Genomic DNA, 25,883 nt, shown 5'->3' on the forward strand with positions numbered 1-25,883 from the left:
AGAGCAGCACTTTATGACCCCATCTTTTGTCCATTTGCGCCTACATAGCGAGTTTTCGTTAATCGACGGTTTAGTGCGCTTAAAGCCCCTGGCTAAGCGCGTGGCGGAGCTGGGCATGCCGGCGGTGGCGTTAACCGACCATACAAATTTTTATGGCCAAATTAAATTTTATAAAGCGGCCGTGGCGGCGGGTGTAAAGCCTATCTACGGCAGTGACTTTTTTCTTAAAGATGACGAAGACGAAACTCAAATCTCCAAACTGTGCTTGTTGGCGCAAAACGATAAAGGCTACCGCAACCTTACCGAATTAATTTCCATGGCCTATCAGCAGGGCCAGTATTTGGGAGTGGCTTATATTAAACGCTCCTGGGTGCAGCAAAAATCCGAAGGTCTGATTGCATTATCGGGTGGCAAAGACGGCGAGGTAGGGCGCGCTTTATTGGCGGGCAAGCAGGCCTTGGCGGCTGAGCGTTTACAGCGCTGGATGACTATGTTTCCAGATCGTTTTTATTTGGAGCTGCAGCGCACCGGCAGAGAAAACGAAGAGAATTATTTACATCAAGCCGTAGCTTTAGCCGGGCAGTATCAATGCCCAGTGGTGGCCACTAACGAAGTTTGTTTTATAAAGGCGGGCGAGTTTGAGGCCCATGAAGCACGGGTATGTATTAACGAGGGGCGCACCTTGGATGATCCGCGCCGAGTTAAAAAATATTCCGAGCAGCAATACCTACGCTCGCCAGAAGAAATGCAAGAGCTGTTTAGTGATATCCCCGAAGCGCTGCAAAATACCGTAGAAATTGCCAAGCGTTGTAATGTGGAAATCAAACTGGGTACTTACTATCTGCCAGAATACCCTATACCAGAAGACTTAGAGAACGATCCCTATTTTCAGAAAGTCCCCTACGAAACCCTAAAACAGCAGACCATCAAGTCGCTAGCTAAAAACTGGGCGGGTAAAGAAGATACCCCCGAGTATGAAAAAGAGCTGCGCACTGGCATCTTTTTTAGAAAAATTTCCCGTGAAGGTTTGGATGAGCGTTTAGCCTTTTTAAAAGAAAACCGTAAGCCCAGCCTGCCACCTTTGGTGGATCAAGAATATATAGAACGACTCGATTTTGAGTTGGATATTATTTTGGAAATGGGCTTTCCCGGTTATTTTCTTATCGTGATGGACTTTATTCAGTGGTCCAAAGATCACGATATCCCCGTAGGCCCGGGTCGTGGTTCCGGTGCGGGGTCGCTGGTGGCCTATGTGCAAAAAATTACTGACTTAGACCCCTTGGAATACGATCTGCTATTCGAACGTTTTCTTAATCCCGAGCGGGTTTCTATGCCGGATTTCGACGTAGACTTTTGCATGGATAACCGCGACAAGGTAATCAGCTATGTGGCCGACAACTACGGTCGTGAGGCGGTAAGCCAAATCGTAACCTTCGGTACCATGGCCGCCAAGGCGGTGGTGCGCGACGTGGCTAGGGTGCAGGGTAAGTCCTATGGCTTGGCCGATAAACTGTCAAAAATGATTCCCTTTGAAATAGGCATGACGTTATCTAAGGCCATAGAGCAAGAGGAATTATTGCGCGACTTTATACGCGAAGACGAGCAGGCCGCCGAAATTTGGTCTATGGCTACCCAATTAGAGGGCGTGACCCGCAACGTGGGCAAACACGCCGGTGGTGTGGTTATTGCACCTTCTAAGCTTACCGATTTTGCGCCCCTGTATTGCGATGAAACCGGCAGCGGCTTGGTTACCCAGTTTGATAAAAACGATGTGGAAGAAGCGGGCTTAGTTAAGTTCGACTTTTTGGGTTTGCGTACCCTCACCATTATCGACTGGGCGGTGAAAATGATAAACCGCCCCAAGTCTGATGGCAGTGTGGTAGGGCTGGAAATAGAGCGCATCAATTTAGAAGATGTGGAAACCTTCAAGCTTTTAAAACGCGGCGAGACCACTGCGGTATTCCAGCTGGAATCGCGCGGCATGAAAGAGCTAATCAAAAAGCTCAAGCCCGATAACCTGGAAGACATGATCGCACTGGTGGCACTGTTCCGCCCCGGCCCGTTGGATTCGGGCATGGTAGAGGACTTTGTTAACCGTAAGCACGGCATGGCCGAAGTGGCCTACCCCGATGTGCAGTATCAGCACGAATGGCTGAAACCTATATTAGAACCCACCTATGGCGTTATTGTTTACCAGGAACAGGTAATGCAAATCGCTCAGGTGTTGGCGGGCTACAGCTTGGGTGGCGCAGATATGCTGCGTCGCGCCATGGGTAAGAAAAAACCCGAGGAAATGGCCAAGCAGCGCAGTATCTTTAAAGAAGGCGCGATCAAGCAGGGTGTTGATGGCGATCTGGCCATGAAGATCTTTGACTTGGTGGAAAAGTTCGCCGGTTACGGTTTTAACAAATCCCACTCGGCCGCCTATGCCTTGGTGTCTTACCAAACCGCGTGGTTAAAAACCCATTACCCCGCTGAGTTTATGGCCGCCACCATGAGCTCGGAATTACAGAACACTGACAAAATCGTAATCTTCATCGAAGAATGTAGAGAGATGAAGCTGCCGCTAAAACTGCCCGATGTGAACGAGGGTGAGTATATGTTTACGGTAAACGATAAGGGCGAAATTATTTACGGCTTAGGGGCGATTAAAGGCTTGGGCGAAGGCCCCATAGACAGCATTATCGCCGCCCGCAACGAGGGAGGCCCCTTTAAAAATCTGTTCGACTTTTGTGAGCGGGTAGACCCGCGCAAGGTGAATAAGCGTGCCTTGGATGCGCTAATACGTTCGGGTTCTTTCGACAGCCTGGGGGTAGAGCGGGCGGTGTTAATTGCCAGCACTCAAGAGGCGGTTAAGGCAGCTGAGCAAAGCGCCAGCAATAAAAACGCTGGCATGATGGATTTATTTGGCGATGTGGTACCCAACGGCGAGGGGGATAATGTTTATGCCGATTTTGAAAATGTACGGCCGCTAACCCCCAAAGAGCGTCTAAAAGGCGAAAAGGATACCCTAGGTTTGTACGTTACCGGCCATCCCATAGACGAATACGAAAAAGAGCTAAAGAAAATCGTACGCAACCGCATAGTCGATTTAAAAGCCGACCGCAGCAGCCAGCTAATAGCGGGACTAGTGGTAGACATGCGTACCATGAAGACCAAGCGCGGCGACACTATGGCCTTTGTGCAGCTGGATGACAGAACCGCGCGCATAGAGATAGGTCTATTCTCCGATGCCTACGAGCAGGCCAGGGATTTGCTCAGCAAAGACACGGTTATTCTGGTAGAGGGCGAGGTAGAGTTTGACGAATACCGCAAGCAGACCAAGGTGCGCGGTAAAACCGTGCGCAGCCTGCTGCAGGTGCGCGAAGAGCTGGCCCAGTCGCTGACATTGAGCCTCAGCCCTGAGGATTTTCAGTCCAGCCATAGACGCGGCTTTAGCCAGGAATTTAGCGATATGCTGTCACCGGCTTTAGGTGGCCGCTGCCCAGTGCATATAGCGTATCAGCAGGCGCAGGCGCAGGGGGAGTTGACCTTGGGCTCAAATTGGCAGGTGAGCCCCAGTGATGAACTAATACAATGTTTAAAAGATCGCTTCGGAAATGAAAAAGTTGAGCTAAAGTATTAGTAGACTCGCTGAATATTTTTTGCCCTTTTCTCCGACGATGGCGACAGTTCGCATATTAGCGTGGTTAAATGTTGCGAACTGGTCGCTAAAATCCGGTTTCGGCTGGTTGTGCTATAGGGCTGCAAGCCTTTAATTATGCGGCCTTAGCTGTCGACTCTAGGAAAAAATTCAAGTAGAGTCTGCGCCTTTAACTGTTTCGTAAACTGAGTTTTTTGCCCCCTATGAATCCAAATTATCTCGATTTTGAACAACCCATTGCCGATCTCGAAGTTAAGATTGAAGAATTACAGCTAGTAGGCAGCGACAACGACCTGAATATCGTTGAAGAAATTGCCAAGCTGCGCGAAAAAAGCACCAAGCTCACCGAAAAACTTTTCGCTAATCTTACCCCTTGGCAAACAGTTAAGGTCGCCAGGCACCCCCTGCGCCCCTATACGCTGGATTACATCAATCGCGTATTTACCGATTTTCAAGAGTTACACGGCGACCGCCACTTTGCCGATGATGCCGCTATTATCGGCGGCATGGCCAGGCTTAATGGCAAGCCGGTAATGGTTATAGGCCAAGAAAAAGGCCGTGGTGTACAAGAGAAGGTACGCCGTAACTTTGGCATGCCCAAGCCCGAAGGCTACCGCAAGGCCCAGCGCCTAATGGAAATGGCCGAGCGCTTTAAACTGCCGATTATTACCTTAATTGATACCCCGGGAGCCTACCCCGGTATAGACTCAGAGGAACGCGGTATCAGTGAGGCCATCGCCAAAAACTTAGCGGTTATGTCCCGTTTAAGCACGCCTATTATCTGCATAGTAATAGGTGAGGGTAGCTCTGGTGGTGCCTTAGGTATAGGCGTAGGTGATCACCTGGCCATGCTGCAATACTCTACCTACTTTGTTATCTCGCCCGAAGGTTGCGCCAATATTATTTGGAAAACCTCAGAGAAAGCACCGGATGCCGCCGAGGCTATGGGCTTAACCTCTACCGTGCTAGAGGACTTGGGTATTGTTGATGCCACTATCCCCGAGCCACTAGGTGGCGCACACCGTGATATAGACTTAATGGCTGAGCGCATTAAGGATCACTTGGTTGAGCGTTTAGCGGTATTAGAGAATTTACCCGCTGCGGACTTGCTAGAAAAACGCTATGAGCGTTTAATGTCGTACGGTAACGAATAAACTCATCAGGGAGGCCGATTGGCTACAAACGCAACGCTAGCACCGCTTTCAGCCTCCCAACTCTTATCCCCCCTGCTCACAGACTACCCCAACGCCAAGCGCTGGGTGGTGGCTTATAGTGGCGGGGTAGATTCCCATGTTTTACTGCACCTCTGCCATCACTTTTTAGCGCAGCAGCAAGGCCAAAGTTTGCCGGCTTTGTGTGCAGTGCATATCAATCATGGCTTACAGCAACCCGCAGAGGCTTGGGCGCAGCATTGCGCGCAGCAGGCTCAGGCTTTAGCTGTGCCCTTGCATATAGAGGCCGTCACCATAGAGCAGCAAGCTAGGCAGAGCTTAGAAGAGCAGGCCAGGCAGGCGCGCTATCAGGTATTTGAGCAGGCCCTGCAGCCCGGCGACTTATTATTACAGGGTCACCACGCCGATGATCAGGCGGAAACCCTATTGCTGCGCCTGCTGCGCGGCAGTGGCAGCCAGGGCTTGGGGGCTATGCCGCAGGCTAGGGCGCTGGGGGCAGGGCAGTTGGTGCGGCCATTGTTGGCGGTGTCCAGGGCGGCTATAGAGGCCTATGCCCAGCAACAGCAGTTGCGGTGGATAGAAGACCCCAGCAACCAAAGCAGTGATTTTGATCGCAATTTTTTACGCCTAGAGTTGCTCCCCAAATTGGCCCAGCGCTGGCCGCAGTTTGCTGAGAGTTTTGGCCGTTCAGCCCGGCTCAGTGCCGAGGCCTACCAGCTTAATCAAGAGTTGGCCGCTATGGATGCCCAGCGTTTGGGTTTTACTGGCCCAGGAAAGGGGCTGGCGGTAGCGGGCTTAAACACGTTGAGTTTGGCGCGCTGCAAAAATCTGCTGCGTTACTGGTTGGCGCAGCAGCAGCTGCCTATGCCCAGTGAGGCGCAGTTGCTGGCAGTGATAGATACGGTGATTTCCGCTCAGGCCGATGCCAGCCCCACGGTGTCTTGGCCGGGGGTAGAGGTGTGTCGTTTTGAGGGGCTGCTCTATGCGCATCAGCCCTTGCCCGACTTTGATAATAAGGCCCGGTATAGTTGGAGCCTGAGCGACGAGATCGTCCTACCCGGCGCTGGCAGCTTATCAGCTAGCCGCTGCGAGGGCGGCTGTATAGCTCTGCGCAAGGGGGCTGAGGCCGCAGATTTGCAGATACGTTTTCGCCAGAGCGGCGAGCACTGCCGCCCTGCGGGCCGCGGTGGTTCGCGCAAGCTTAAAAAACTATTGCAGGAATTGTCGGTGCCCTATTGGCTGCGTGGGCGGGTGCCGCTGTTGTACTGTGGCGATGAATTAATTGCGGTGGCCGATATGCTGGTGGCGGAAGGTTGGCAGGCGTCTGCTACTGAGCCGGGCTGGCAAATTTGCTGGCGGCGGCCTTAATCGCCATTTTCAGCTATCACAGCACCATTCTATGATTGAGCCACTATGCCATTGCTGGTACACTGGCGTCCCATCTTAGGGGGTAAAACGACGCCGGTTTTTTAGTCTATTTGACGGCCTGTTAACACCCAACTCAAGTACATTGCACACACGTTCAACGATACAGTTTATAAAAGGTTCTTCATGGCGACTCGATTTGTCTTCGTCACCGGTGGTGTTGTTTCATCGCTAGGTAAGGGTATTGCATCGGCCTCTTTAGCGGCCATACTTGAGGCCCGCGGTCTTAAAGTCACCATACTTAAGTTAGACCCTTATATTAACGTAGACCCAGGCACCATGAGCCCCATACAGCACGGTGAAGTATTTGTGACTGAGGACGGTGCTGAAACCGATTTAGACCTAGGCCACTACGAGCGCTTCATCCGCGCCAAGATGAACCGCCGCAACAACTTTACCACTGGCCGCGTTTACGAAACCGTATTGCGTAAAGAGCGCCGCGGTGATTACTTAGGTGGCACGGTACAGGTTATCCCCCATATTACCGACGAAATTAAACGCCGCGTTATTGAAGGCGCTGGCGATGCCGATGTGGCGGTAATAGAAATTGGCGGCACCATAGGTGATATAGAGGGTTTGCCCTTTTTCGAAGCAGCCAGGCAGCTTAAATCTGAGCTGGGCCCCAAGCGCGCCATGCTTATGCACTTAACGCTAGTGCCTTACATAGCCACTGCCGGTGAGACTAAAACCAAACCCACCCAGCACTCGGTTAAAGAGTTACGTTCTATAGGCTTGCAGCCTGATATTTTATTGTGCCGTTCGGATCATAAAATTGACGAGCCCTCGCTGAAAAAGATTTCCTCTTTTACCAACGTAGAAGAGCGTGCAGTAATTCCTTTAGAGGATGCTGACAGTATTTACAAAATCCCCGGCCTGTTAAACCAGCGTGGTTTGGATCAGTTTATTGTCGAGCGTTTTGAGCTGGCTTGCGAGCCCGCCGATTTATCCGAGTGGGACAGGGTGATAGACGGCGACCTCAACCCCAAGCAAGAAGTTACCATTGCTATGGTCGGTAAATACATGGAGTTGTTGGATGCCTACAAGTCCTTAATCGAAGCCATGAAGCACGCGGGTATTAACACTTATACCAATATTAATTTTAAATATGTCGATTCCGAAGATATAGAGCGCGAAGGTACCGGCGCTTTGGAAGGGGTGGATGCCATCTTAGTCCCCGGAGGTTTTGGTGCTCGCGGCGTAGAGGGCAAAATCGCCACGGTTAAATTTGCCCGTGAAAATAAAGTGCCTTACCTGGGTATATGCTTAGGCATGCAAGTAGCGGTTATTGAATACGCCAGAAATGTCGCCAGCCTAACCCATGCCAATAGCACAGAGTTTGATAAGCACGCGCAAGAGCCGGTTATCGCCTTAATTACCGAGTGGGTGGATGCCGATGGCAATAAAGAAAAACGCGATGAGGCAGCCGACTTAGGCGGCACCATGCGCTTAGGTGGTCAAGAGTGCCGCCTAGCTGAAGGCTCATTAGCGAAACAGGTTTACGGCAAAGAGTTAATTGTTGAGCGTCACCGCCACCGCTATGAGGTGAACAATAACTTTGTTGATCAATTGCAAAAAGCCGGTTTGCGTATAGGTGGTTGGTCTGCCGATGACACTTTAGTAGAAGTGGTAGAGGTGGCGGATCACCCCTGGTTTGTGGCCTGTCAGTTCCACCCGGAGTTTACCTCTACCCCAAGAGATGGCCACCCCTTGTTTACCGGTTTTGTTAATGCCGCGATTAAACAGTCACAGCGATAAATCTCAGAGATATTCAGCACATGCAAAAAACGGTAACGGTAGCCAACTTAGAAATAGCTAATGACCGCCCCTTTGTGTTAATGGGCGGCATGAATGTGTTGGAGTCGCGCGACCTGGCCATGCAAATTGCCGAGCACTATGTAGAAGTTTGCGGCCGCTTAAACATACCCTATGTATTTAAAGCCTCCTTCGATAAGGCCAACCGTTCATCGGTGCATTCCTACCGTGGCCCCGGTATGGAAGAGGGCTTAAAAATTTTCCAAGAGATTAAACAAACCTTTAAGGTACCTGTGATCACCGATGTGCACGAGGTTGATCAGGCCCAGCCCGTGGCCGAGGTCTGCGATATTATTCAGCTGCCCGCCTTTTTAGCGCGGCAAACCGACTTAGTAGCAGCCATGGCTAAAACCGGCGCGGCCATTAATATTAAAAAACCCCAGTTTTTAAGCCCAGCGCAAATGGGCAATATTGTTGATAAGTTTAAAGAGTGCGGCAACGACAAGGTCATGCTGTGCGAGCGTGGTTCATGCATGGGCTATGACAACTTGGTGGTTGATATGCTGGGCTTTCGCACCATGCAGGAAGTCAGTGGCGGCGCGCCTATTATCTTCGATGTTACCCACGCCCTGCAGTGCCGCGACCCTATGGGCGCAGCTTCTGGTGGTCGTCGCCATCAAGTCGCCGAGTTGGGGCGCGCCGGTATGGCGGTAGGCTTGGCCGGTTTATTTTTAGAGGCCCACCCCAATCCAGATCAGGCTAAATGTGATGGCCCCTCGGCCTTGCCGCTGTCGGCCTTAGAACCTTTTTTGCAGCAAATGAAAACCATAGACGAAGCGGTAAAAGCTTTGCCGGTTTTGCAAATCGATTAAATCTTAATTTTTATACTTTGGAGTAGAACATCATGGCTGAAATTGCCGATATTAAAGCGTACGAAGTCTTAGATTCTCGAGGCAACCCCACAGTAGAGGCTGATGTTATTTTAGCTTCTGGTGCGATTGGTTCTGCCTGCGCCCCTTCAGGTGCCTCTACCGGTACTCGCGAAGCTTTAGAGTTGCGCGATGGCGATAAAAGCCGTTACTTGGGCAAGGGTGTGTTAACAGCTGTTAACAATATTAATACTGAGATTAAAGCTTTATTAGTAGGCAAAGATGCCAGCGACCAGCGTGCTATAGACCAGCTAATGATTGATGCCGATGGCACCGAAAACAAAGCCAAGTTTGGTGCCAATGCTATTTTGGCCGTGTCTTTAGCCGCCGCAAAAGCAGTAGCCGCTGAAAAAGGTATCCCCTTATACCAGCACATAGCTGACTTAAACGGCACACCGGGCCAGTACAGCATGCCTGTACCTATGATGAACATCATCAACGGTGGTGAGCACGCCGACAACAATGTTGATATTCAAGAGTTTATGGTGCAGCCAGTAGGCGCTAAAACCTTTACTGAAGCCTTACGTCAAGGTGCCGAAATTTTTCATGCCCTGAAAAAAGTATTAAGCGAGCGTGGCTTGAGCACTGCAGTAGGCGATGAAGGCGGTTTTGCTCCTGACCTGCCTTCTAATGAAGCGGCTTTAGACGTTATTTCTGAGGCCATAGCCAATGCCGGTTATGAATTAGGTAAAGACATTACTCTAGCCTTGGACTGCGCTTCTTCTGAATTTTATAAAGACGGCAAGTACGACCTGGCTGGCGAAGGTAAAGTATTTAGCGCGCCAGAATTTGCCGACTACTTGGCCGAGCTAAGCAGCAAGCACCCTATCATTTCAATTGAAGATGGTATGGACGAAAGCGACTGGGAAGGCTGGGCCGACCTAACCAATAAAATTGGTGATCGCGTACAGTTAGTAGGTGACGATTTATTTGTAACCAACACTAAAATCTTAAAGCGTGGCATAGATGAAGGTATAGGTAACTCTATCCTAATCAAGTTCAACCAAATCGGTTCTTTAACCGAAACTCTGGATGCGATTAAGATGGCACAAGCTGCCGGCTTTACCGCGGTTATCTCACACCGCTCAGGTGAAACCGAAGACACCACTATCGCTGATTTAGCCGTGGCTACTGCCGCAGGCCAAATCAAAACCGGCTCTTTATGCCGCTCTGACCGCGTTGCCAAGTACAACCGCTTATTGCGCATAGAAGCCGAGCTAGGCGCCGCAGCACCTTATCGTGGCCGTGCTGAATTCAAAGCATAGTCATAGCAAGGCGGGCATTGCCCGCCTTTTTTATGCGCTGCTGCAAAGTGCGAAAGTGTAGATAGCATTTAACCCTGCGATGGATAATAATCACCATTTATTTAATTAGCTGTTTAACTTATGCGTTGGCTACTCCCTCTATTAATCGTTGCTTTTATAGGCCTGCAATATCGCTTGTGGATAGGCGAGGGCAGCTGGGCCAATATAGTCTCTTTAGAGCGAAAACTGCTTGAGCAAAAAACGGTCACCCATAATTTAGAACAGCGTAATGCCGAATTAGAGCGCGAAGTGTATAGCTTAAAAAATGGCTATGAAGCTATAGAGGAGCGTGCCCGCGCCGAGTTGGGGATGATTAAAGAGGGTGAAACTTTCTATCTATTGCTCAACGATAAAAAATCGAGTTCCCAGCCATGAGTGTACCGGTAAAAAATTACTATGCTGTGGTACCTGCGGCCGGTGTTGGCAAGCGGGTGGGGGCGGCTAAGCCCAAGCAGTACATAGAGATTAACGGCCAAACTGTATTAGAACACACGCTTAATGCACTGCTAAAAGCCCAGCTGTTTAGCGAAATTATTGTAGCGGTGAGTGCCGCTGACTCCCATTGGCAGCAAATAGCCTTATTGCAGCATCCCCAAATACGCGTAGTAGAAGGTGGCCAAGAGCGCAGTGATTCAGTGTTGGCGGCATTAACAGTGCTACAGGCCGAGCCTGAGGATTGGGTATTGGTACACGATGTTGCCAGGCCTTGCATAGCGGAAAAATCCATACACAAGTTAATAGCGTGCTTAAAAAATGACGAGGTGGGCGGTATTTTAGCGCTGCCTATTAGCGATACCGTTAAGCAGGTAGGTGAGGCGCAAGCCATTAACAGCACCTTAGATCGCAGCCAGTTATGGAGCGCGCAAACGCCACAGATGTTTCGCTATCAATTATTACAGCAGGGTTTACAGCAGGGCTTAGCGCAAGGCTTGGTCATTACCGATGAGGCCTCAGCCATAGAGTTGCTGGGGTTTAAGCCCAAGGTAGTAGAGGGGCTGGCTAGCAATATAAAAATCACCCGCCCCGAAGATTTAACCCTGGCAGCCTTTTATTTAAGCCAAATCACAGAGGAAGATTAAACGTGCGTATAGGTCATGGTTATGATGTGCACCGTTTTGCTGACGGCAATGAAATTATTTTAGGTGGTGTGCGCATACCTTATGAGCAAGGTTTGCTGGCGCACTCCGATGGCGATGTTTTGTTACACGCCCTAGCCGATGCCTTATTGGGTGCCTGTGCTTTGGGGGATATAGGAAAGCATTTTCCCGATACGGATGCGCAATATGCGGGTGCCGACAGCCGGGTATTGCTGCGCCATGTTTATCAGCTGGTACAGCAAGAGGGTTATCAGCTAGCTAATGCCGATATTACCGTGATTGCACAAGCGCCTAAGCTGTCACCCCATACCGAAAAAATGTGTAGCCATATAGCTGCGGATTTAGCGGTAGATATTAAACAGATCAATGTTAAAGCCACCACCACGGAAAAGCTGGGCTTTGCTGGCCGTAAAGAAGGCATAGCTAGCCATGCGGTAGTGTTGTTAGTCGCTAAGCCATGAGTGATTATCTGAGCTTACTCAGTGAGCAGCACAAAGCCTATGCTGCCCCTACCTTAAGTGGCGTATTACGCAGTAGCCCGCAAGATTTTTTTGTAGATGAAATTTTAGGCTTTGAGCCCGAAGGTGAAGGCGAGCATGTCTTTATTTATATAGAAAAAACCGCCGCCAATACTCAGTTTGTCGCTGAGCAGCTCGCAACTTTTGCTAAGGTAGCTGTTAAAAATGTGAGTTTTTCCGGCATGAAAGATCGCTGGGCGGTAACCCGACAGTGGTTTAGTGTGCAGATGCCTGGCAAGCAAGCGCCCGATTTTAGCGCTCTCAATAATGCAGAAATACAAGTATTAAAACAAAGCCGTCACCCGCGTAAATTACGTCGCGGTGTACACAAAGCCAACTATTTTCGTTTACGCTTGCGCCAGCTAAGTGGTGATAGAGCCTATTTAGACGAAAGAGTGACAGCCATTGCCAAACTGGGGGTACCTAACTATTTTGGTGAGCAGCGCTTTGGCCACGGCGCACGCAATCTCAGTTCGGCCCAGCGTTGGTTTGCTGGTGCCTTTAAACCGCGCCGCAATCAGCAGGGATTGTTTTTATCGGCGGCACGTTCATTATTATTTAATCAGTTATTGTCCAAGCGCGTCGCAGACAATAATTGGGCTGACTATATACCCGGCGACATTATGATGTTAGCTGGCACCCATAGTGTGTTTAAACCAGAACCAAGCGAAGCCGAGGACATACGCTTGCGTTTACAGCAGGGTGATATCCACAGTACCGGCCCTATGTTTGGCAAGGCATTGGCTATGTGTTGTAGTGAGCAGGCAGTCGCGTTAGAGCAGTTGGTGTTTGAACAGCACCCAGAGCTGTGTGCCGGTTTGTTAAAGCAAGGTTTAACGGCAGAGCGCAGGGCATTGCGAGTAATTCCCGCGCAACTGCAGCATCAGTTTATAGATGAAGATACTTTAGAGTTAAGTTTTGAATTGCCTAGCGGCTGTTTTGCTACCGCAGTTATGGCAGAATTGGTCGATTATCACAGCGCGGAGCGCGAGCGTGATCAGTAAGCGCGCTAAACAACAATAATTAAAACCGTTAAGGCTGTATTGGGAGCTACAATCAGTGAGTCAGATAAATCTCGCCGGGATAGGAGTTACCTCCCAGCGTACCCGCGACAGATTGGTGCAGCGTTTAGTTGACCAAGGCATTAGCAATATTCATGTATTAGAAACCATGAGTAAAACCGCTAGGCATATATTTTTAGATGAAGCGTTTACCCATCTGGCTTATGAAGATAAGTCCTTGCCTATAGGCTATGGGCAAACATTATCGCAGCCCTATATTGTTGCGCGCATGACTGAGTTACTGCTGGCTGCGGGCCCTTTAAAACGGGTGTTAGAAGTAGGTACAGGCTCGGGCTACCAAACCGCAATACTGGCGCAACTGGTAGACAGCGTTTTTAGTGTGGAGCGAATTAAGCCTTTACAGGATAAAGCTCGCGAGCGTTTACGCTTATTAAAAATGCGTAACGTGCAATACAAACATGCCGACGGCGGTTTTGGCTGGCCCTATAAAGGCCCTTACGATGGCATAATCTCTACGGCAGCACCTGCCGATGTGCCAGCGGAGCTAATAGAACAATTAGCCGAAGGTGGCCGCTTAGTGATACCTGTGGGTGATGAAACCTCGCAGGATTTAGTACTGATAGAAAAAACCGAACAGGGCTTAAAACGACAAATAATAGAGCCCGCTTTTTTTGTGCCTTTTAAATCAGGCACTATTAAGTAATTACAGTCGCTAGTCTCTAGAAAGATACAGGAATACCACTAGCGACTAGAGACTACCAACTAGAGACTGATCTATGTCCTTAATAGGAATTTATTTGCGCGGCTTAGCCATGGGGGCTGCCGATGTGGTGCCCGGTGTTTCGGGTGGCACTATTGCATTTATTACCGGTATTTATGGCACCTTATTAGAGGCTATTAAATCGCTTACGCCTCGCAATCTTCGCTTGATTACTCAGCAGGGTTTTAGTGCTTTTTGGGAGACTGTCAACGGTAGTTTTCTGTTGGTTTTGTTGCTGGGTATAGTGACCAGCATTTTGTCATTAGCCAGGGTGATTAGTTATTTATTGGATCAGCACCCCTTGTTAATTTGGTCTTTCTTTTTTGGTTTGATTATCGCATCGGCCTTGCATGTGGGTAAGCAGATAAAAAACTGGCGCGGCTCTTATTTGCTAATGTTGCTGCTAGGCATTGCCTTGGCAGTACTAATTACCGAGCTTAAACCCTCAGAGCTTACAGCCAGCCCTTGGATAGTGTTTGCGGCGGGTAGTATTGCTATTTGTGCGATGATCTTGCCAGGTATTTCTGGCAGTTTTTTACTGGTATTAATGGGCTTGTATGGGCCTATATTGGCGGCGGTAAAAGATTTAAATTTAGTGTTAATTAGCTGCTTTGCCGCGGGCTGTGGTTTGGGTTTGCTGAGTTTTGCCCATTTATTGTCTTGGTTGTTAGCGCGCTTTTATTACCTCACCATGAGTTTGTTAACGGGATTTCTGTTAGGCTCATTAAACCTAGTGTGGCCTTGGAAACAAACTCTTAGCACCTACACTAATAGCAAAGGCAAAGAGCTGGCTTTGGAACAAGCTAATCGTTGGCCAGGTGATTTTGAGTTGCTAACCCAGCAGCCGGCACAAACTGTAAGTTGCATAACTATGGCCGTGGCGGGGGTGGCTCTGGTGCTGCTGTTGGAAAAAATCAGTAGTAAAAATACGAAAGCAAGCTAAAAAACATGAAATATTTCACAAATAGTTAGATTGTTTTTTTATATAAAAATACTCTCTTATATATTCGATGTTATTATAAGGGCTTAAAATATAAGCAGTTGCTAGACTTAAATTATAATTTTTTTGAATAAAATCAGTGTTTTAAGAGTTTAATTTAATATTAATAAAGCTATACAACTCTCTAGGCTTAGCATTTTTGCGGCTAAAAAATAAGCAGGTTTTGGCTTGAGATTACTTCCCTTTTTAACAGTATTGAGCGTGTTACTGCTTTCCGCATGCGGTACGGGAAGTAACTATGCGCCCTTGGAAGATCGCTCTAAAACCCCTTTCTCTTTTAATAAACATCATATAGTTAGCCGCGGGGAAACACTTTACTCCATCGCTTGGCGCTATGATTTAGATGTTCGAGGGTTAGCGGCAACTAACAATATTGCAGCCCCTTATATTATCCATCCGGGTAACAAAGTGTTACTGAACGACAAGGGAAAGGTAACATCTGCAGCTAAGAAGTCGCCAGTGATAGCGGCTCGCCAGGCTTCTAAACCTTCACCAAAAGTCACCGCTGTTACAGCAGTTAATAGTGCCAGTGCTTATAAAAAAACGGCGCAAGAAACTTTGCCCAAGGGCTACCCCTTTCATTGGCAGTGGCCAGCTAAGGGCAGAGTGACTAAGCCGTTTCGCACTGCCGCACCGCAACACAAAGGTATTGATCTTCATGGTGATTTGCGAGAGTCTGTATTGGCAGCAAACAGTGGCAAGGTAGTTTACGCTGGCAGTGGCTTAGCGGGTTATGGCAAGTTGATAATCCTTAAGCATGGCGAAAGTTATTTAAGTGCCTATGCACACAACAGCAAGCTGTTGGTCAACGAAGGTCAGATGATTAAAGTTGGCCAAAAGATTGCTGAAATGGGAGATACCGGCACCAGTACCAATCGCGTTAAATTGCATTTTGAAATTCGACGTGATGGCAAACCGGTAAACCCTATAAGTTTGTTGCCCAAAAGAAGTTAGATGACGTGTTTTACCTGTAATAAACATGTAGTTACAGTTAAAGAGTACTGAGTTTAGCCAAGTTGTGAGAGGCTGCTATACCAGAAAAACTGTTGAGTTTAGGTATTAGCTTAGTAGTCTTATAACCCAAGAGAGAGGGTGGAATATATGGAAGCGACACGGGAAGAGAGTTTAGGCAAAATTGAGTTTGATAAAATTGTTGCCGGAGATTTTGATGTTAATGAAATAGATCTTGATCTGGACGATAGCGATGATGATAACGAGGAGTTACTTGGAGCTCCTAAAGCAAAACAAAAATCCAAATCCATAAAACTCCCCGCAGACCGTTTTCAAAAAACACTAGATGCCACCCAGTTATATTTAAACGAGATTGGTTTCTCCCCCTTATTAACTCCCGAAGAAGAAGTGTATTTTGCTCGCATGGCCATGCGCGGTGAAGAGGCGGGGCGCAAGCGCATGATAGAAAGTAACCTGCGCTTGGTGGTTAAAATAGCACGCCGCTATGTTAACCGCGGTTTAACCTTATTAGATTTAATTGAAGAGGGTAACTTAGGCCTGATTCGCGCGGTTGAAAAATTCGACCCCGAACGCGGCTTTCGCTTTTCAACTTACGCGACTTGGTGGATACGTCAAACCATAGAGCGTGCCATTATGAATCAAACCCGCACCATACGCTTACCCATACATGTGGTGAAAGAGTTAAATGTTTATTTGCGGGCAGCCCGTGAGCTAACCCAAAAGTTAGATCACGAACCTTCACCAGAAGAGATAGCCGAGTTATTAGATAAGCCGGTAGACGATGTTAAGCGCATGTTGGGTTTAAACGAGCGTGTTGCTTCTATAGATACACCCCTGGGCCCTGAGTCGGATAAATCTTTACTAGACACCATAGCCGATGTGCATGTGTCTGACCCAGCATCCTTGCTACAAGATGACGATATGCGCGCGAGCATAGGCGATTGGTTAGGCGAGCTGACCGAAAAACAACGCGAGGTCGTTGCCCGTCGTTTTGGTTTGCGTGGCTATGAAACCAGCACGTTGGAAGAAGTGGGTAGGGAAATAGGCTTAACCCGTGAGCGGGTGCGGCAGATACAGGTAGAGGCACTTAAACGTTTGCGGGATATTTTAGAGAAGCAGGGTTTGAGTAGTGAGTCGGTATTTGCTGGTCAGTAGCAAAAACGGGGTCAGAGTAAATTTGCCCTAAATCAATACCGTAAAAACAAAAAATGGGGTCGAGTAAATTTACTCTGACCCCATTTTTTTCTGACCCCATTTTTTTATCTGCCCTATATTGCGATGCGTACTTAACGCTCCAACAGCTCCAACTTATTAGGCTTGCCATCCCACTCCTCAGCATCAGCAGGAGCTTCTTTCATTTCAGTAATATTGGGCCACTCTTCGGCCAGCTCGGCATTGAGCTCTAAAAATGCCAATTGATCCTCGGGCAACTCGTCCTCAGAGTAAATAGCATCCACCGGGCATTCTGGCTCACACAGGGCGCAATCTATGCACTCATCGGGGTGGATAACAAGAAAGTTTGGGCCTTCGTAAAAACAGTCTACTGGGCACACCTCTACACAGTCAGTGTGCTTGCACTTAATACAGTTTTCCCCAACTACAAATGTCATTGCTTTGCCTCGATTTCAAGATAATTACAGCAGGCCCGTAGGCTAACGGCGCGCAGTTTATCATTAAGTTTTTGTAGTCGCTAGTTTGGAGTCGCTAGTGGGAAGTCTCTAGTCGATAGAAGCTAGTCTCTAGAGGGTAGTCGATAGTGCTTAGGCATTAGAAATACGACATTTAGGCAAAGGTTGGTGTTATGGATACCGGCAGACGCCGGTATGACCCATTATCTATCCATATACTCTTAACCCGTCACTCCGGCGCACGCCGGAGTCCATAACTACCAGCCTTTTGTTTTCAACTAGAGGCCAGCGACTACAAGCTAGAGACTTTTAAGCTCATACAACAAATCCAGCGCCTGCTTAGCACTGAGATTATCGGGGTTGATGTTATTCAACTTACTCACCGCAGGGTGCTCGGCCATGGCAAACATGTCGGGTTGCGGTGAGCTGCTAGCAGGCGTTGCGGGTATGGCCTTGCTGGCAGTGGCTATAGGTTGCGAAGCCTCGGCAGCGGAGCCGCTTTCCAGCTGTTGTAGCTTGTGTTTAGCGGCATCTACCACGGGCTTGGGTATGCCTGCCAGCTTGGCTACCTGTAAGCCGTAGCTCTTGCTGGCGGGGCCTTCTTGTATGCTGTGCAAAAACACGATGTGGTCGTTGTGCTCGGTGGCATCTAGGTGCACATTGCTGACCTGGGGGTAATCCTCGGGCAGGCTGGTGAGCTCAAAATAATGGGTGGCGAACAGGGTAAAGGCTTTAACCTGCTCGGCCAAATGCACGGCGGCGGCCCAGGCCAGCGACAGACCGTCAAAGGTGCTGGTGCCGCGGCCTATCTCATCCATTAATACCAGGCTGCGTTCGCTGGCGTTGTGCAGGATGTTGGCGGTTTCGGTCATCTCTACCATAAAGGTAGAGCGGCCACCGGCCAGGTCGTCTGAGGAACCTATGCGGGTAAAGATTTGATCGGTTAAACCTAGGGTCACGGCCTGTGCTGGTACAAAGCTGCCCACATGAGCCAGCAGGGTAATTACCGCGGTTTGGCGCATATAGGTAGACTTACCGCCCATGTTAGGGCCGGTAACAATTAGCATGCGGCGGCTGTCGTCCAGCTTCACATCATTGGGTATAAAGGGCTCGTCCATTACCGCCTCTACCACTAAGTGGCGTCCCTGCTCTATGTTGATGCAGGGCTGATCCACAAAATTGGGGCGGCACAGGGTGAGCTGGTCGGCGCGCTCAGCCAGGTTGGCCAGCACGTCCAGTTCGGCTAGGGCGGCAGCGGTATCCTGCAATTGGCGCAGTTGTTGGTTGAGGTTTTCGATTAACTCTTCATAGAGCATTTTTTCGCGGCTAAGGGCGCGGCTCTTGGCGCTGAGTGCCTTGTCTTCAAACTCTTTAAGCTCGGGGGTGATATAGCGCTCAGCATTTTTTAAGGTTTGCCTGCGTATGTACTCGGTAGGCGCCTTGGCGGACTGGCCCTTGCTGATTTCTATAAAATAGCCATGCACGCGGTTAAAGCCCACTTTTAAGGTGGCTATGCCGGTGCGTTCACGTTCGCGGGTTTCCAGGTCGATAAGAAATTGGCCAGCGTTGCTGCTAAGCGCACGCAGCTCGTCCAGCTCGACATCGTAGCCTTCGGCAATAACCCCGCCATCGCGTATCACTACCGGCGGGTTATCTATGATGGCACGGTCTAATAGCTCGGTGGTTTCGGGGTAAATACCAGCCTGTTGCGCCAGTTGCTGTATTTGGCTGGCGCTAATGTCCCGGCAGTGTTGCTGCAGGGCGGGCAATACGGATAAGGATTGCAGTAGCCGTGACAGGTCGCGAGGTCTGGCTGAGCGCAGGGCGACACGGGCCAGGATGCGCTCCATATCACCCACGGGCTTGAGTATGTCGCGCAGGCTTTCAAAGTGGTAGTTGTGTAATAGCGCTTGTATGGCATCTTGGCGCTGGCGTATTTGCGCCAAATTCGCCAACGGCCGGTTTAGCCAGCGGCGCAGCAGGCGGCTGCCCATGGCGGTTTTACTGCGGTCCATAATCCACTGCAGAGTGTATTCGCTATCGCCATTAAGGTTGATGTCTATTTCCAGGTTGCGGCGAGTGGCGGCATCTAAAATAACGCTGTCTTCACGCTTTTCATGGACGATATTTTGTATATGGGGCAGGGCGGTGCGCTGGGTCTCTTGGGCGTATTGCAGCAGGCAGCCAGCAGCGGTAATGGCCAAGGTGAGCTCGGCGCAGCCAAAGCCGGTGAGGTCTTTGGTGTGAAACTGCTGGGTTAGCAGGCGCTGGGCGGTTTCCAGCTCAAACTCCCACACCGGGCGGCGGCGCAGGCCTTTGCGGTTAAAAGCATCGCTGTGGTCCAGGCTGTCGGGTATTAAAATCTCGGCGGGGTCCAGCCGTTGCACCTCGCCCAGTACGGCATCTATGCCGCTAACCTCAAACACCTGAAAGCGGCCGCTGCCTATATCCAGGCTGGCGATGCCAAAGTGCTCGCCTTGCTGGTTAATGGCCAGCAGCAGATTGTCGCGTCTGTCTTCTAATAAAGCTTCATCACTGACGGTACCGGGGGTGACTATGCGCATCACCTTGCGCTCTACCGGGCCCTTACTGGTGGCGGGGTCGCCCACTTGCTCGCAAATAGCCACTGAAATGCCCGCTTTAACTAAGCGTGCTAAATAACCATCCGCCGAGTGATAGGGTATGCCCGCCATGGGTATGGGTTCGCCACCGGACTTGCCCCTAGCGGTAAGGGTAATATCCAGCACCTCGGCAGCCTTTTTGGCATCGTCAAAAAACAGCTCGTAAAAATCACCCATGCGATAAAACACCATTTCATGGGGATGCTGGGCTTTAATTTTAAGGAATTGCTGCATCATTGGTGTGTGTTCGTTATTGCTTGTGCTTGATTTTATTGAAGTATTTTTCATTATCATACTGTTTTATAAGGTTTTTTGTGTAATTAATCGAATATTTCTATGTGATTGTAAGCTCGTGAAATTTCAATAAATATCGTGTTTTTGCGCAAATAAGTGTAACATTAAGTGTAACACTTTTTAGTGATAAAAAAGTTGCTCTCTAAATGTTACACTTTTAAACTTGATCGCAGTCTAAGTCATTGACTAACAGCTGGTTGAAGCCGCCCGATTACAAGGAGGAGTAATGACAAACCAACAGAATACCAAACCTTTATCAACGATGGCACTTAAAGCAATGAAGCCAGGCAATAAAGTTTTGGTGGATACGGGTGAAAACAGAGGTTTGAGGGTACGTTGTGGTAGAGGTGGTACAACAACCTTCTTCTATCGTTATACCAGCCCGGTAACCCATAAACTGGCTCAAATAGTGATCGGCCATTTTCCGTCCATATCCCTTGCTGACGCCAGATTAAAGCTACAGGATCTAAAGCTGGCAAGAGGTGATGGGCGTTGTCCAGCGGCAGAGCAAAATCTGGAAAAGCAGCAATTCAAAGATGCGCCTAAAGAGCAAAGACTGACGGTCAAGCAGCTAGTGGATCTGTATCTAAAGAGTTACATAGAAGACCGCGAGGTTGACGGCAAGTTGATCCATGGTGCTCGTAAAAAGAAAGGCCAAAAAGAAGTAAGGCGAACCCTTTATGGCGATGCCGTCCTGGTTTTGGGTCGCAGGCCTGCATGCAAAATAACCAGAAAAGATGTTGTGCTGATGATTATGGACATTGTGGAGCGGGGGGCTAATGTCCAGGCAGGTAATGTTTTACGGGAGTTGTCAGCTGCTTACGAATTCGCAATTGGCCTAGATCGATTTGATGATGGTTTCGCCAACCCTGCCTTATTGGCAAAAAATAGTTTACGGCAGGCAAAAATCAGGCTTACGTCTGAGCGAGGCAAACGTACTTTGTCAGAACAGGAAATTAAAGCCTTCTTAGCCTGGTTGCCGGGGTCTGTTTTTACACCCACCCAAAAAAATGTTCTTAGGTTTACATTATGGACGGCCTGTAGAACAGGTGAGGTCTGTAATGCGCATTGGCAAGACATAGATCTCGTTAAAAAGACCTGGCACCTTACCGATACCAAGACAGGTATAGAGCGGTATGTTCAATTGCCAGTTCAGGCAGTTGCATTCTTGGAGCAGTTAAAATTGACAACGGGTGATTGTTTATTCCCCTCGCAGAAAACAGGAAAACCCATCCAGCAAAAAACGCTCACCGAGCAGGCGTGGCACCTTCGCACTTCCGGCAGGATGCTGAACATTGAACACTGGACACCTCATGATTTAAGGCGAACGGTGAGAACGGGCTTGTCTCGGATGGGATGCCCAAGTGAAGTTGCCGAAGCCATTCTGGGCCATAGCCGCAGTGGTATAGAAGGCACTTATGATCTTCATAAATATGAAAAAGAAGCGGGAGTCTGGTTACAAAAGTGGGCTGATTATCTTGATGAAATGACGGTCTGATTTATTGTTATTACAGCTCTGCTTTTAATTAAGTGCATTTTTCTTTCTTTGTTAACAGGAGGCTTATTGGTAGCGAGTCCCTTCTAGTGCGGTAGGATCAATCTACTAATGTAGGAGGTGTATGCGCATGGTAGATATTCAACGAAGTGATATTGCTTCCGCTGATCGTATTGTTCGACAGGCTGAGCTAGCAAAAATTTTAGGGGTTAGTTCTGTTACGCTTTGGCGTTGGCGGCAAAATAATAAGTTTCCTGCACCGATAAAATTGGGAAGTGGTAGAATGATTGGGTGGCGCATGTCGTCAATTCTGCAATGGATTGATGAGCAGGAAGTGCTCGATTAACCAAATGAATTAGTCACCGAGCACGTTAATATTATTTACAGTTCGAATGTTGGTTTGCTATGGGTTATTTTCTACCCAATTATTACCATGCCCCTGATCAATAAGGTTATTCAACCATAGTCGCAGAAATCCATTCAGCTCTTTTCTGAATTGAGGGTAAAATTTACCGGGTTCAGGAAATACTACCTGATAGATCGGTGGCAGGGACTGTTCAAAGGTCAAAGCCTCAACCATTTGTAATGCTGGATAAACGATGACAACCATTTCCGGATCTTTACAAAGATCACCGTTTTGCCGGAAATAATGCGCCATTGAAAACGCAATGCCAGAGTTCCCTGATACGTCATCCATATGTTCGACTCTTTCCAGCACTAAATCCATAAAACCATTCGTGTGGCTTTTGCTGTAGGGCTTCGGCATTGCACCGTCTTTGGCAATAACGCCTAGCTTGATCAGTCGGTCGTAGTTAGTTTCATAAATAGTCTTTCTCATAGTAGTTAACCCTGAGTCTGTGAATTGTGTTTAACGAGCGCAGCGCCCGTCTGCGCTCCTGCACCGCTGGCGAAGCGTGGGGGTAGCAAATTGCAGGTGGCTCACCGGAAGCCGCAGCTAAGTGGAGGAGCGAAGCGGGGGAATCTGAACGGGTGAGGAAGCGCGAAGCCTTGCACTTGCAATGCGCGTGGGGCAAAGCCCCTAGTGGGGTTGGATTAGCGTGGGTTTATTGCTGAATTTAAGCAGCCCAGAGGGATGAAGCATTAGGGATTGTAAGGGCGGCAGTTCCCCGCAGGGGAATGAGCGTTCAGCGAACCCGGTAAAGCCCGTTAAAATGCCCAGCACACTGGGTGTGGTAAGTGGCTTGATAGTGAAACCTAGCGGAAACGTGATGGCTGGTGTAATAGTAGTACGGTAAGCTATTCATAACATCGCATCGATTAATGGCTAATCAATCATGTGGACAAATAGTTTAGAAGTAAGGGTGAGCTAAGCCGCCATCAAATAGTTGAATAATCGTTTTATTTTAGTGAGGGTCGTTAATTGAATAAGGTATTTGTAAGTTCTGTGGTTGGAGGGATGGAGGCGTTTCGAGGTGCCGCAAAACAGGCCATCACATTAATGGACCAAACCCCGGTTATGTGTGAAGCATTTTCCGCAAGGCCCTATTCATCAGAGAAAGCGTGTATCCATGAAGTTGAGCAATGTGACGTGTATTTGCTCATTTTGGGATCAGCCTATGGTTATGAGACGCCGGAGGGCATATCTGTTACGCAAGCCGAATTCGAGGCCGCTAAGGCTACCGGGAAATCAATATTGGCTTTTATCCAACAAACCCCTGTAGATGATGCACGGCAGCAGGCGTTTATTGCTGAAGTTGAAGCGTATCAGGCTGGGGTATTTCGAGCCGGTTTTAGCACAGAGTTGGAGTTGAACAATGAAATCGTCAAAGCTTTGCGCCATATCGACACTATGAGCCAGGCGGTCTCGGAAGAAGCCTTCAAAACACTTATTGAGCAAGTGATAAACGAGAGGCATGGTTATCAGGATGGTCCTCAATTAATACTTGCGTTTCTACCGCAACCGGAGCGAGTGACTGACATCATTGCTTTAGAACAGAAAATGGATGACTACTTCGCGCGTCTTTGCCAAGGCGGCGTCACCCAATTTCGAGATGGGTATGAATTGATTGATCATGCGCATTGGACGGGGTTCAGTAGTGGAAAATGCAGCGTCTATTTTTGCGCAAATGGTTTGACGGTGCTCACGGCTAATCCGACACAAACCAGCGAAGGGTTTTTCTCGGGACATTTTGCGCCGCCGCAAACCCTTGTTAGCATCGCAAAAGGTTTTAGGCATGTGATTGCCGCTAATTCAGGGTATGTGCATATCGCGCTATGCAATATGGAAAATACCTATGTCGCTAATTCGCCGGGCGGTTCGTCAATGACGATGCGCATGTTTTCAAAAGACGAAGAGGCAGATTTCAGCAGGCTCTTTCTGCCTTTGACAGAAGGAAGCTACAACGAGTGGGTTGAGCAATGTGTTAATCGAATGGCGAGAATATTCCGTTACAATTCAAACAATGAATAATTGTGCAAAGATGCTACCCCACGTCACTGCAAATAAAATGCAGTGACGTGGGGTGCGAGCCCTTACGAAATCTATCCTACAGTAACTTTTCTAACATGACGAAAGCATTATCAGGGTTCTTCTAACCCTATTCATCGATAATACAGATTCCATATGTGGCTATTGCATCCTCAATAGCAAACCGGCTCGAAAGGGCTTTTCAAGCTGATTCACGCAACCGCGATGAGTGACTTATCACTTAGCTTTATACGTAAATAAGGAGGAATGCCTGGCAAAAGAAAAAACGAAAGTAGTAGTACTGTCTAAAGCGTGAAAACGAAACAGCGTCGTACCCATCCGGGGATTGGCACTGTTGGTTATGCCGCTATTCAGGTTTGTGGGAGTGGTGTCCCGTGACGTTAGTAATCAATAAGATTGCTTCTCCATTCACTGCGGTGGCTGGATAGTCATAAACACTGACCAAGACTTTAACACCGCACTGTTCCAGTTTTATGGTGACCGTTCTGAACGGTCGCATGTCTGTTTTGAAAGACGTTTTGTCTGTTCTGAACAGTCATTTCTATACAAGAACAGACAATAAACCTGACCGGAACGAATAGACAATCAAAAACAGTTCTCCCTATCCAATAGGATCGTAAAACGGCCCAAAGAAGCTGTTGATAAAATTCCAGTTAGTTTTTTGATAGATGAATTTCCCTTTTTGTCGCCAAGGCAATGGTTCTGCTGGTTTATTATTCCACTTCGTAGTGAATTTTTACTTTTCTGGCTGAAAGGTTATTCCACGACTCAATACTTCCCTTTGTCGAGAATATAAGCACGTTTTATTTCTCGACGAGGAGTTGTCTGTGAAAGATCTCAATTACCAATTAAAGGATTTGTGTCAGCGCAATCAGGATGGCAGCCGTAGTACTCAGGCTGAACGTTTCCAGTTGTTACAAACGATGGCGAATCATCTTAATGAATTGGGCTATCGGCGTATGGAGGCGAAATCTCTCAAACCTAAACATGTTGATGCGTTGGTCGCCAAATATCTCGAAGAAGGGCTAACTCCCGGTACGATAAAAAATCGTCTCGCCGCATTGCGTTGGTGGGCTGAAAAAATCGGTAAGCAAAATGTCGTGGCTAAGGACAATGCCTATTACGGCATTGACTCTCGGGTCTTTGTTACTAACGTGTCGAAAGCGCGTGACCTGGATCAGGAGCTGCTTGAAAAAATCAGCGATCCGCATTTAAGAATCAGCCTGGAACTGCAAAAAGCCTTTGGCCTGCGACGTGAAGAAGCGATCAAGTTCAGCCCGGACTACGCAGACCGAAATACCTACATTCGCCTGAAATCTACCTGGTGTAAAGGAGGGCGGGCGCGGGAAATTCCTATACGTACCGATGAGCAGCGAGATGTTCTCAGGCGCGCGCGATTGGTAGCCGGGAAAGGCTCATTGATTCCATCTCACCTGATGTATGTTCAGCAAATGCGCCTCTATGAACGTGAGACGCAAAAGGCAGGGCTATCCAAGTTGCATGGTCTGCGTCACCGCTATGCGCAAGAGCGGTATTACGAACTCACCGGAAAACAGGCACCCGCCTGTGGTGGCCCATCTAGCAGTGAACTCACTGAAGAGGAGCGCGCGAATGATCAGGTAGCCCGCTGGGCGATTTCTCAGGAACTCGGTCATGAGCGTGAGCAAATCACGGCGGTATATTTGGGGCGGTAAGTTTTTATGTACAGCAAGAAGCTGGAGGCCTTGATTTCACTGACTAAAGGTCTCCAGGACTTTACATAAAACCATTAAATCCTACGCATAATCTGACTGCTCATGTCC

21 protein-coding genes are annotated in these 25,883 nt (G+C 48.6%); 18 read left to right on the forward strand and 3 right to left on the reverse strand.

Annotation, left to right across the window (positions count from 1 at the left end; all coding sequences use genetic code 11):
* Positions 1 to 13: 13 nt before the first annotated feature.
* The 14 genes from dnaE to rpoS all read left to right on the forward strand — a co-directional run bounded on the left by dnaE (position 14) and on the right by rpoS (position 16,749).
* The gene (gene dnaE / locus NO559_RS14460; protein WP_258332579.1) at positions 14 to 3,625 is read left to right on the forward strand and encodes a DNA polymerase III subunit alpha; all 3,612 of its coding nucleotides are present in this window, start codon (positions 14 to 16) and stop codon (positions 3,623 to 3,625) included.
* A gap of 221 nt (positions 3,626 to 3,846) precedes the next feature.
* The gene (locus tag NO559_RS14465) at positions 3,847 to 4,797 is read left to right on the forward strand and encodes an acetyl-CoA carboxylase carboxyltransferase subunit alpha (RefSeq protein WP_258332580.1); all 951 of its coding nucleotides are present in this window, start codon (positions 3,847 to 3,849) and stop codon (positions 4,795 to 4,797) included.
* Positions 4,798 to 4,815: 18 nt separating this feature from the next.
* Positions 4,816 to 6,183, forward strand: coding sequence for a tRNA lysidine(34) synthetase TilS (tilS, locus tag NO559_RS14470; RefSeq protein WP_258332581.1), 1,368 nt, complete (start codon positions 4,816 to 4,818; stop codon positions 6,181 to 6,183).
* 183 nt (positions 6,184 to 6,366) lie between these two features.
* Positions 6,367 to 7,995 (forward strand): CTP synthase, encoded by a 1,629-nt coding sequence (locus NO559_RS14475; protein ID WP_258332582.1) that lies wholly within the window; start codon positions 6,367 to 6,369, stop codon positions 7,993 to 7,995.
* Between the two features lie 20 nt (positions 7,996 to 8,015).
* Positions 8,016 to 8,864: a 3-deoxy-8-phosphooctulonate synthase gene (gene kdsA / locus NO559_RS14480; RefSeq protein ID WP_258332583.1), complete on the forward strand. Its 849-nt coding sequence runs from the start codon at positions 8,016 to 8,018 to the stop codon at positions 8,862 to 8,864.
* Positions 8,865 to 8,896: 32 nt separating this feature from the next.
* Positions 8,897 to 10,186 carry a phosphopyruvate hydratase gene (gene eno / locus NO559_RS14485; RefSeq protein ID WP_258332584.1) on the forward strand — a complete coding sequence of 430 codons (1,290 nt, stop codon included), beginning with the start codon at positions 8,897 to 8,899 and terminating at the stop codon, positions 10,184 to 10,186.
* 120 nt (positions 10,187 to 10,306) lie between these two features.
* Positions 10,307 to 10,600, forward strand: a complete 294-nt coding sequence (gene ftsB / locus NO559_RS14490; RefSeq protein WP_258332585.1) for a cell division protein FtsB — start codon at positions 10,307 to 10,309, stop codon at positions 10,598 to 10,600.
* Positions 10,597 to 11,304: a 2-C-methyl-D-erythritol 4-phosphate cytidylyltransferase gene (ispD, locus tag NO559_RS14495; protein ID WP_258332586.1), complete on the forward strand. Its 708-nt coding sequence runs from the start codon at positions 10,597 to 10,599 to the stop codon at positions 11,302 to 11,304. Before ftsB ends, ispD begins: the two co-directional genes overlap by 4 nt.
* 2 nt (positions 11,305 to 11,306) lie before the next feature.
* The gene (gene ispF, locus NO559_RS14500; protein ID WP_258332587.1) at positions 11,307 to 11,783 is read left to right on the forward strand and encodes a 2-C-methyl-D-erythritol 2,4-cyclodiphosphate synthase; all 477 of its coding nucleotides are present in this window, start codon (positions 11,307 to 11,309) and stop codon (positions 11,781 to 11,783) included.
* Positions 11,780 to 12,844: a tRNA pseudouridine(13) synthase TruD gene (truD, locus tag NO559_RS14505; RefSeq protein ID WP_258332588.1), complete on the forward strand. Its 1,065-nt coding sequence runs from the start codon at positions 11,780 to 11,782 to the stop codon at positions 12,842 to 12,844. Before ispF ends, truD begins: the two co-directional genes overlap by 4 nt.
* 55 nt (positions 12,845 to 12,899) lie before the next feature.
* Positions 12,900 to 13,565, forward strand: coding sequence for a protein-L-isoaspartate(D-aspartate) O-methyltransferase (locus NO559_RS14510; protein ID WP_258332589.1), 666 nt, complete (start codon positions 12,900 to 12,902; stop codon positions 13,563 to 13,565).
* A 73-nt stretch (positions 13,566 to 13,638) separates the two neighbouring features.
* Positions 13,639 to 14,565 (forward strand): DUF368 domain-containing protein, encoded by a 927-nt coding sequence (locus NO559_RS14515; RefSeq protein WP_258332590.1) that lies wholly within the window; start codon positions 13,639 to 13,641, stop codon positions 14,563 to 14,565.
* Positions 14,566 to 14,790: 225 nt separating this feature from the next.
* Positions 14,791 to 15,576: a peptidoglycan DD-metalloendopeptidase family protein gene (locus NO559_RS14520; RefSeq protein ID WP_258332591.1), complete on the forward strand. Its 786-nt coding sequence runs from the start codon at positions 14,791 to 14,793 to the stop codon at positions 15,574 to 15,576.
* 147 nt (positions 15,577 to 15,723) lie between these two features.
* Positions 15,724 to 16,749, forward strand: coding sequence for an RNA polymerase sigma factor RpoS (gene rpoS, locus NO559_RS14525; protein WP_258332592.1), 1,026 nt, complete (start codon positions 15,724 to 15,726; stop codon positions 16,747 to 16,749).
* A gap of 131 nt (positions 16,750 to 16,880) precedes the next feature.
* On the opposite strand, the gene fdxA is transcribed toward rpoS, so the two are convergent.
* Entirely contained in the window at positions 16,881 to 17,204 is a 324-nt protein-coding gene (fdxA, locus tag NO559_RS14530) for a ferredoxin FdxA (protein ID WP_258332593.1), read from the reverse strand.
* Between the two features lie 317 nt (positions 17,205 to 17,521).
* Entirely contained in the window at positions 17,522 to 20,080 is a 2,559-nt protein-coding gene (gene mutS / locus NO559_RS14535) for a DNA mismatch repair protein MutS (RefSeq protein WP_258332594.1), read from the reverse strand.
* A 283-nt stretch (positions 20,081 to 20,363) separates the two neighbouring features.
* Here mutS and NO559_RS14540 point away from each other — a divergent pair, with 283 nt between their 5' ends.
* Both NO559_RS14540 and NO559_RS14545 read left to right on the forward strand, forming a co-directional pair.
* The gene (locus tag NO559_RS14540) at positions 20,364 to 21,635 is read left to right on the forward strand and encodes a site-specific integrase (RefSeq protein WP_258332595.1); all 1,272 of its coding nucleotides are present in this window, start codon (positions 20,364 to 20,366) and stop codon (positions 21,633 to 21,635) included.
* A 121-nt stretch (positions 21,636 to 21,756) separates the two neighbouring features.
* Positions 21,757 to 21,978 (forward strand): AlpA family transcriptional regulator, encoded by a 222-nt coding sequence (locus tag NO559_RS14545; RefSeq protein WP_258332596.1) that lies wholly within the window; start codon positions 21,757 to 21,759, stop codon positions 21,976 to 21,978.
* 57 nt (positions 21,979 to 22,035) lie between these two features.
* Here the strand turns inward: NO559_RS14545 and NO559_RS14550 are convergent, their stop codons facing one another.
* Positions 22,036 to 22,470 (reverse strand): DUF6908 domain-containing protein, encoded by a 435-nt coding sequence (locus NO559_RS14550; RefSeq protein WP_258332597.1) that lies wholly within the window; start codon positions 22,468 to 22,470, stop codon positions 22,036 to 22,038.
* Between the two features lie 543 nt (positions 22,471 to 23,013).
* Between NO559_RS14550 and NO559_RS14555 the strand changes: the two genes are divergently transcribed.
* A complete protein-coding gene (locus NO559_RS14555) occupies positions 23,014 to 24,063 on the forward strand; it encodes a DUF4062 domain-containing protein (protein ID WP_258332598.1) in 1,050 nt (349 codons plus the stop codon).
* An 845-nt stretch (positions 24,064 to 24,908) separates the two neighbouring features.
* Entirely contained in the window at positions 24,909 to 25,775 is an 867-nt protein-coding gene (locus NO559_RS14560) for a phage integrase N-terminal domain-containing protein (RefSeq protein ID WP_096910791.1), read from the forward strand.
* The last annotated feature ends 108 nt before the right edge of the window (positions 25,776 to 25,883 follow it).

Source organism: Dasania sp. GY-MA-18 (genome assembly GCF_024734385.1).
In the GTDB taxonomy this organism is placed as follows: Bacteria; Pseudomonadota; Gammaproteobacteria; order Pseudomonadales; family Dasaniaceae; genus Dasania; species Dasania phycosphaerae.

Excerpts from the sequence above, each read along its gene's own strand:
- dnaE (WP_258332579.1), top strand. The coding sequence starts at position 14 with ATGACCCCATCTTTTGTCCATTTGCGCCTACATAGCGAGTTTTCGTTA.
- NO559_RS14465 (WP_258332580.1), top strand. The coding sequence starts at position 3,847 with ATGAATCCAAATTATCTCGATTTTGAACAACCCATTGCCGATCTCGAA.
- NO559_RS14475 (WP_258332582.1), top strand. The coding sequence starts at position 6,367 with ATGGCGACTCGATTTGTCTTCGTCACCGGTGGTGTTGTTTCATCGCTA.
- kdsA (WP_258332583.1), top strand. The coding sequence starts at position 8,016 with ATGCAAAAAACGGTAACGGTAGCCAACTTAGAAATAGCTAATGACCGC.
- eno (WP_258332584.1), top strand. The coding sequence starts at position 8,897 with ATGGCTGAAATTGCCGATATTAAAGCGTACGAAGTCTTAGATTCTCGA.
- ftsB (WP_258332585.1), top strand. The coding sequence starts at position 10,307 with ATGCGTTGGCTACTCCCTCTATTAATCGTTGCTTTTATAGGCCTGCAA.
- ispD (WP_258332586.1), top strand. The coding sequence starts at position 10,597 with ATGAGTGTACCGGTAAAAAATTACTATGCTGTGGTACCTGCGGCCGGT.
- truD (WP_258332588.1), top strand. The coding sequence starts at position 11,780 with ATGAGTGATTATCTGAGCTTACTCAGTGAGCAGCACAAAGCCTATGCT.
- NO559_RS14515 (WP_258332590.1), top strand. The coding sequence starts at position 13,639 with ATGTCCTTAATAGGAATTTATTTGCGCGGCTTAGCCATGGGGGCTGCC.
- rpoS (WP_258332592.1), top strand. The coding sequence starts at position 15,724 with ATGGAAGCGACACGGGAAGAGAGTTTAGGCAAAATTGAGTTTGATAAA.
- fdxA (WP_258332593.1), bottom strand. The coding sequence starts at position 17,204 with ATGACATTTGTAGTTGGGGAAAACTGTATTAAGTGCAAGCACACTGAC.
- mutS (WP_258332594.1), bottom strand. The coding sequence starts at position 20,080 with ATGATGCAGCAATTCCTTAAAATTAAAGCCCAGCATCCCCATGAAATG.
- NO559_RS14540 (WP_258332595.1), top strand. The coding sequence starts at position 20,364 with ATGACAAACCAACAGAATACCAAACCTTTATCAACGATGGCACTTAAA.
- NO559_RS14545 (WP_258332596.1), top strand. The coding sequence starts at position 21,757 with ATGCGCATGGTAGATATTCAACGAAGTGATATTGCTTCCGCTGATCGT.
- NO559_RS14550 (WP_258332597.1), bottom strand. The coding sequence starts at position 22,470 with ATGAGAAAGACTATTTATGAAACTAACTACGACCGACTGATCAAGCTA.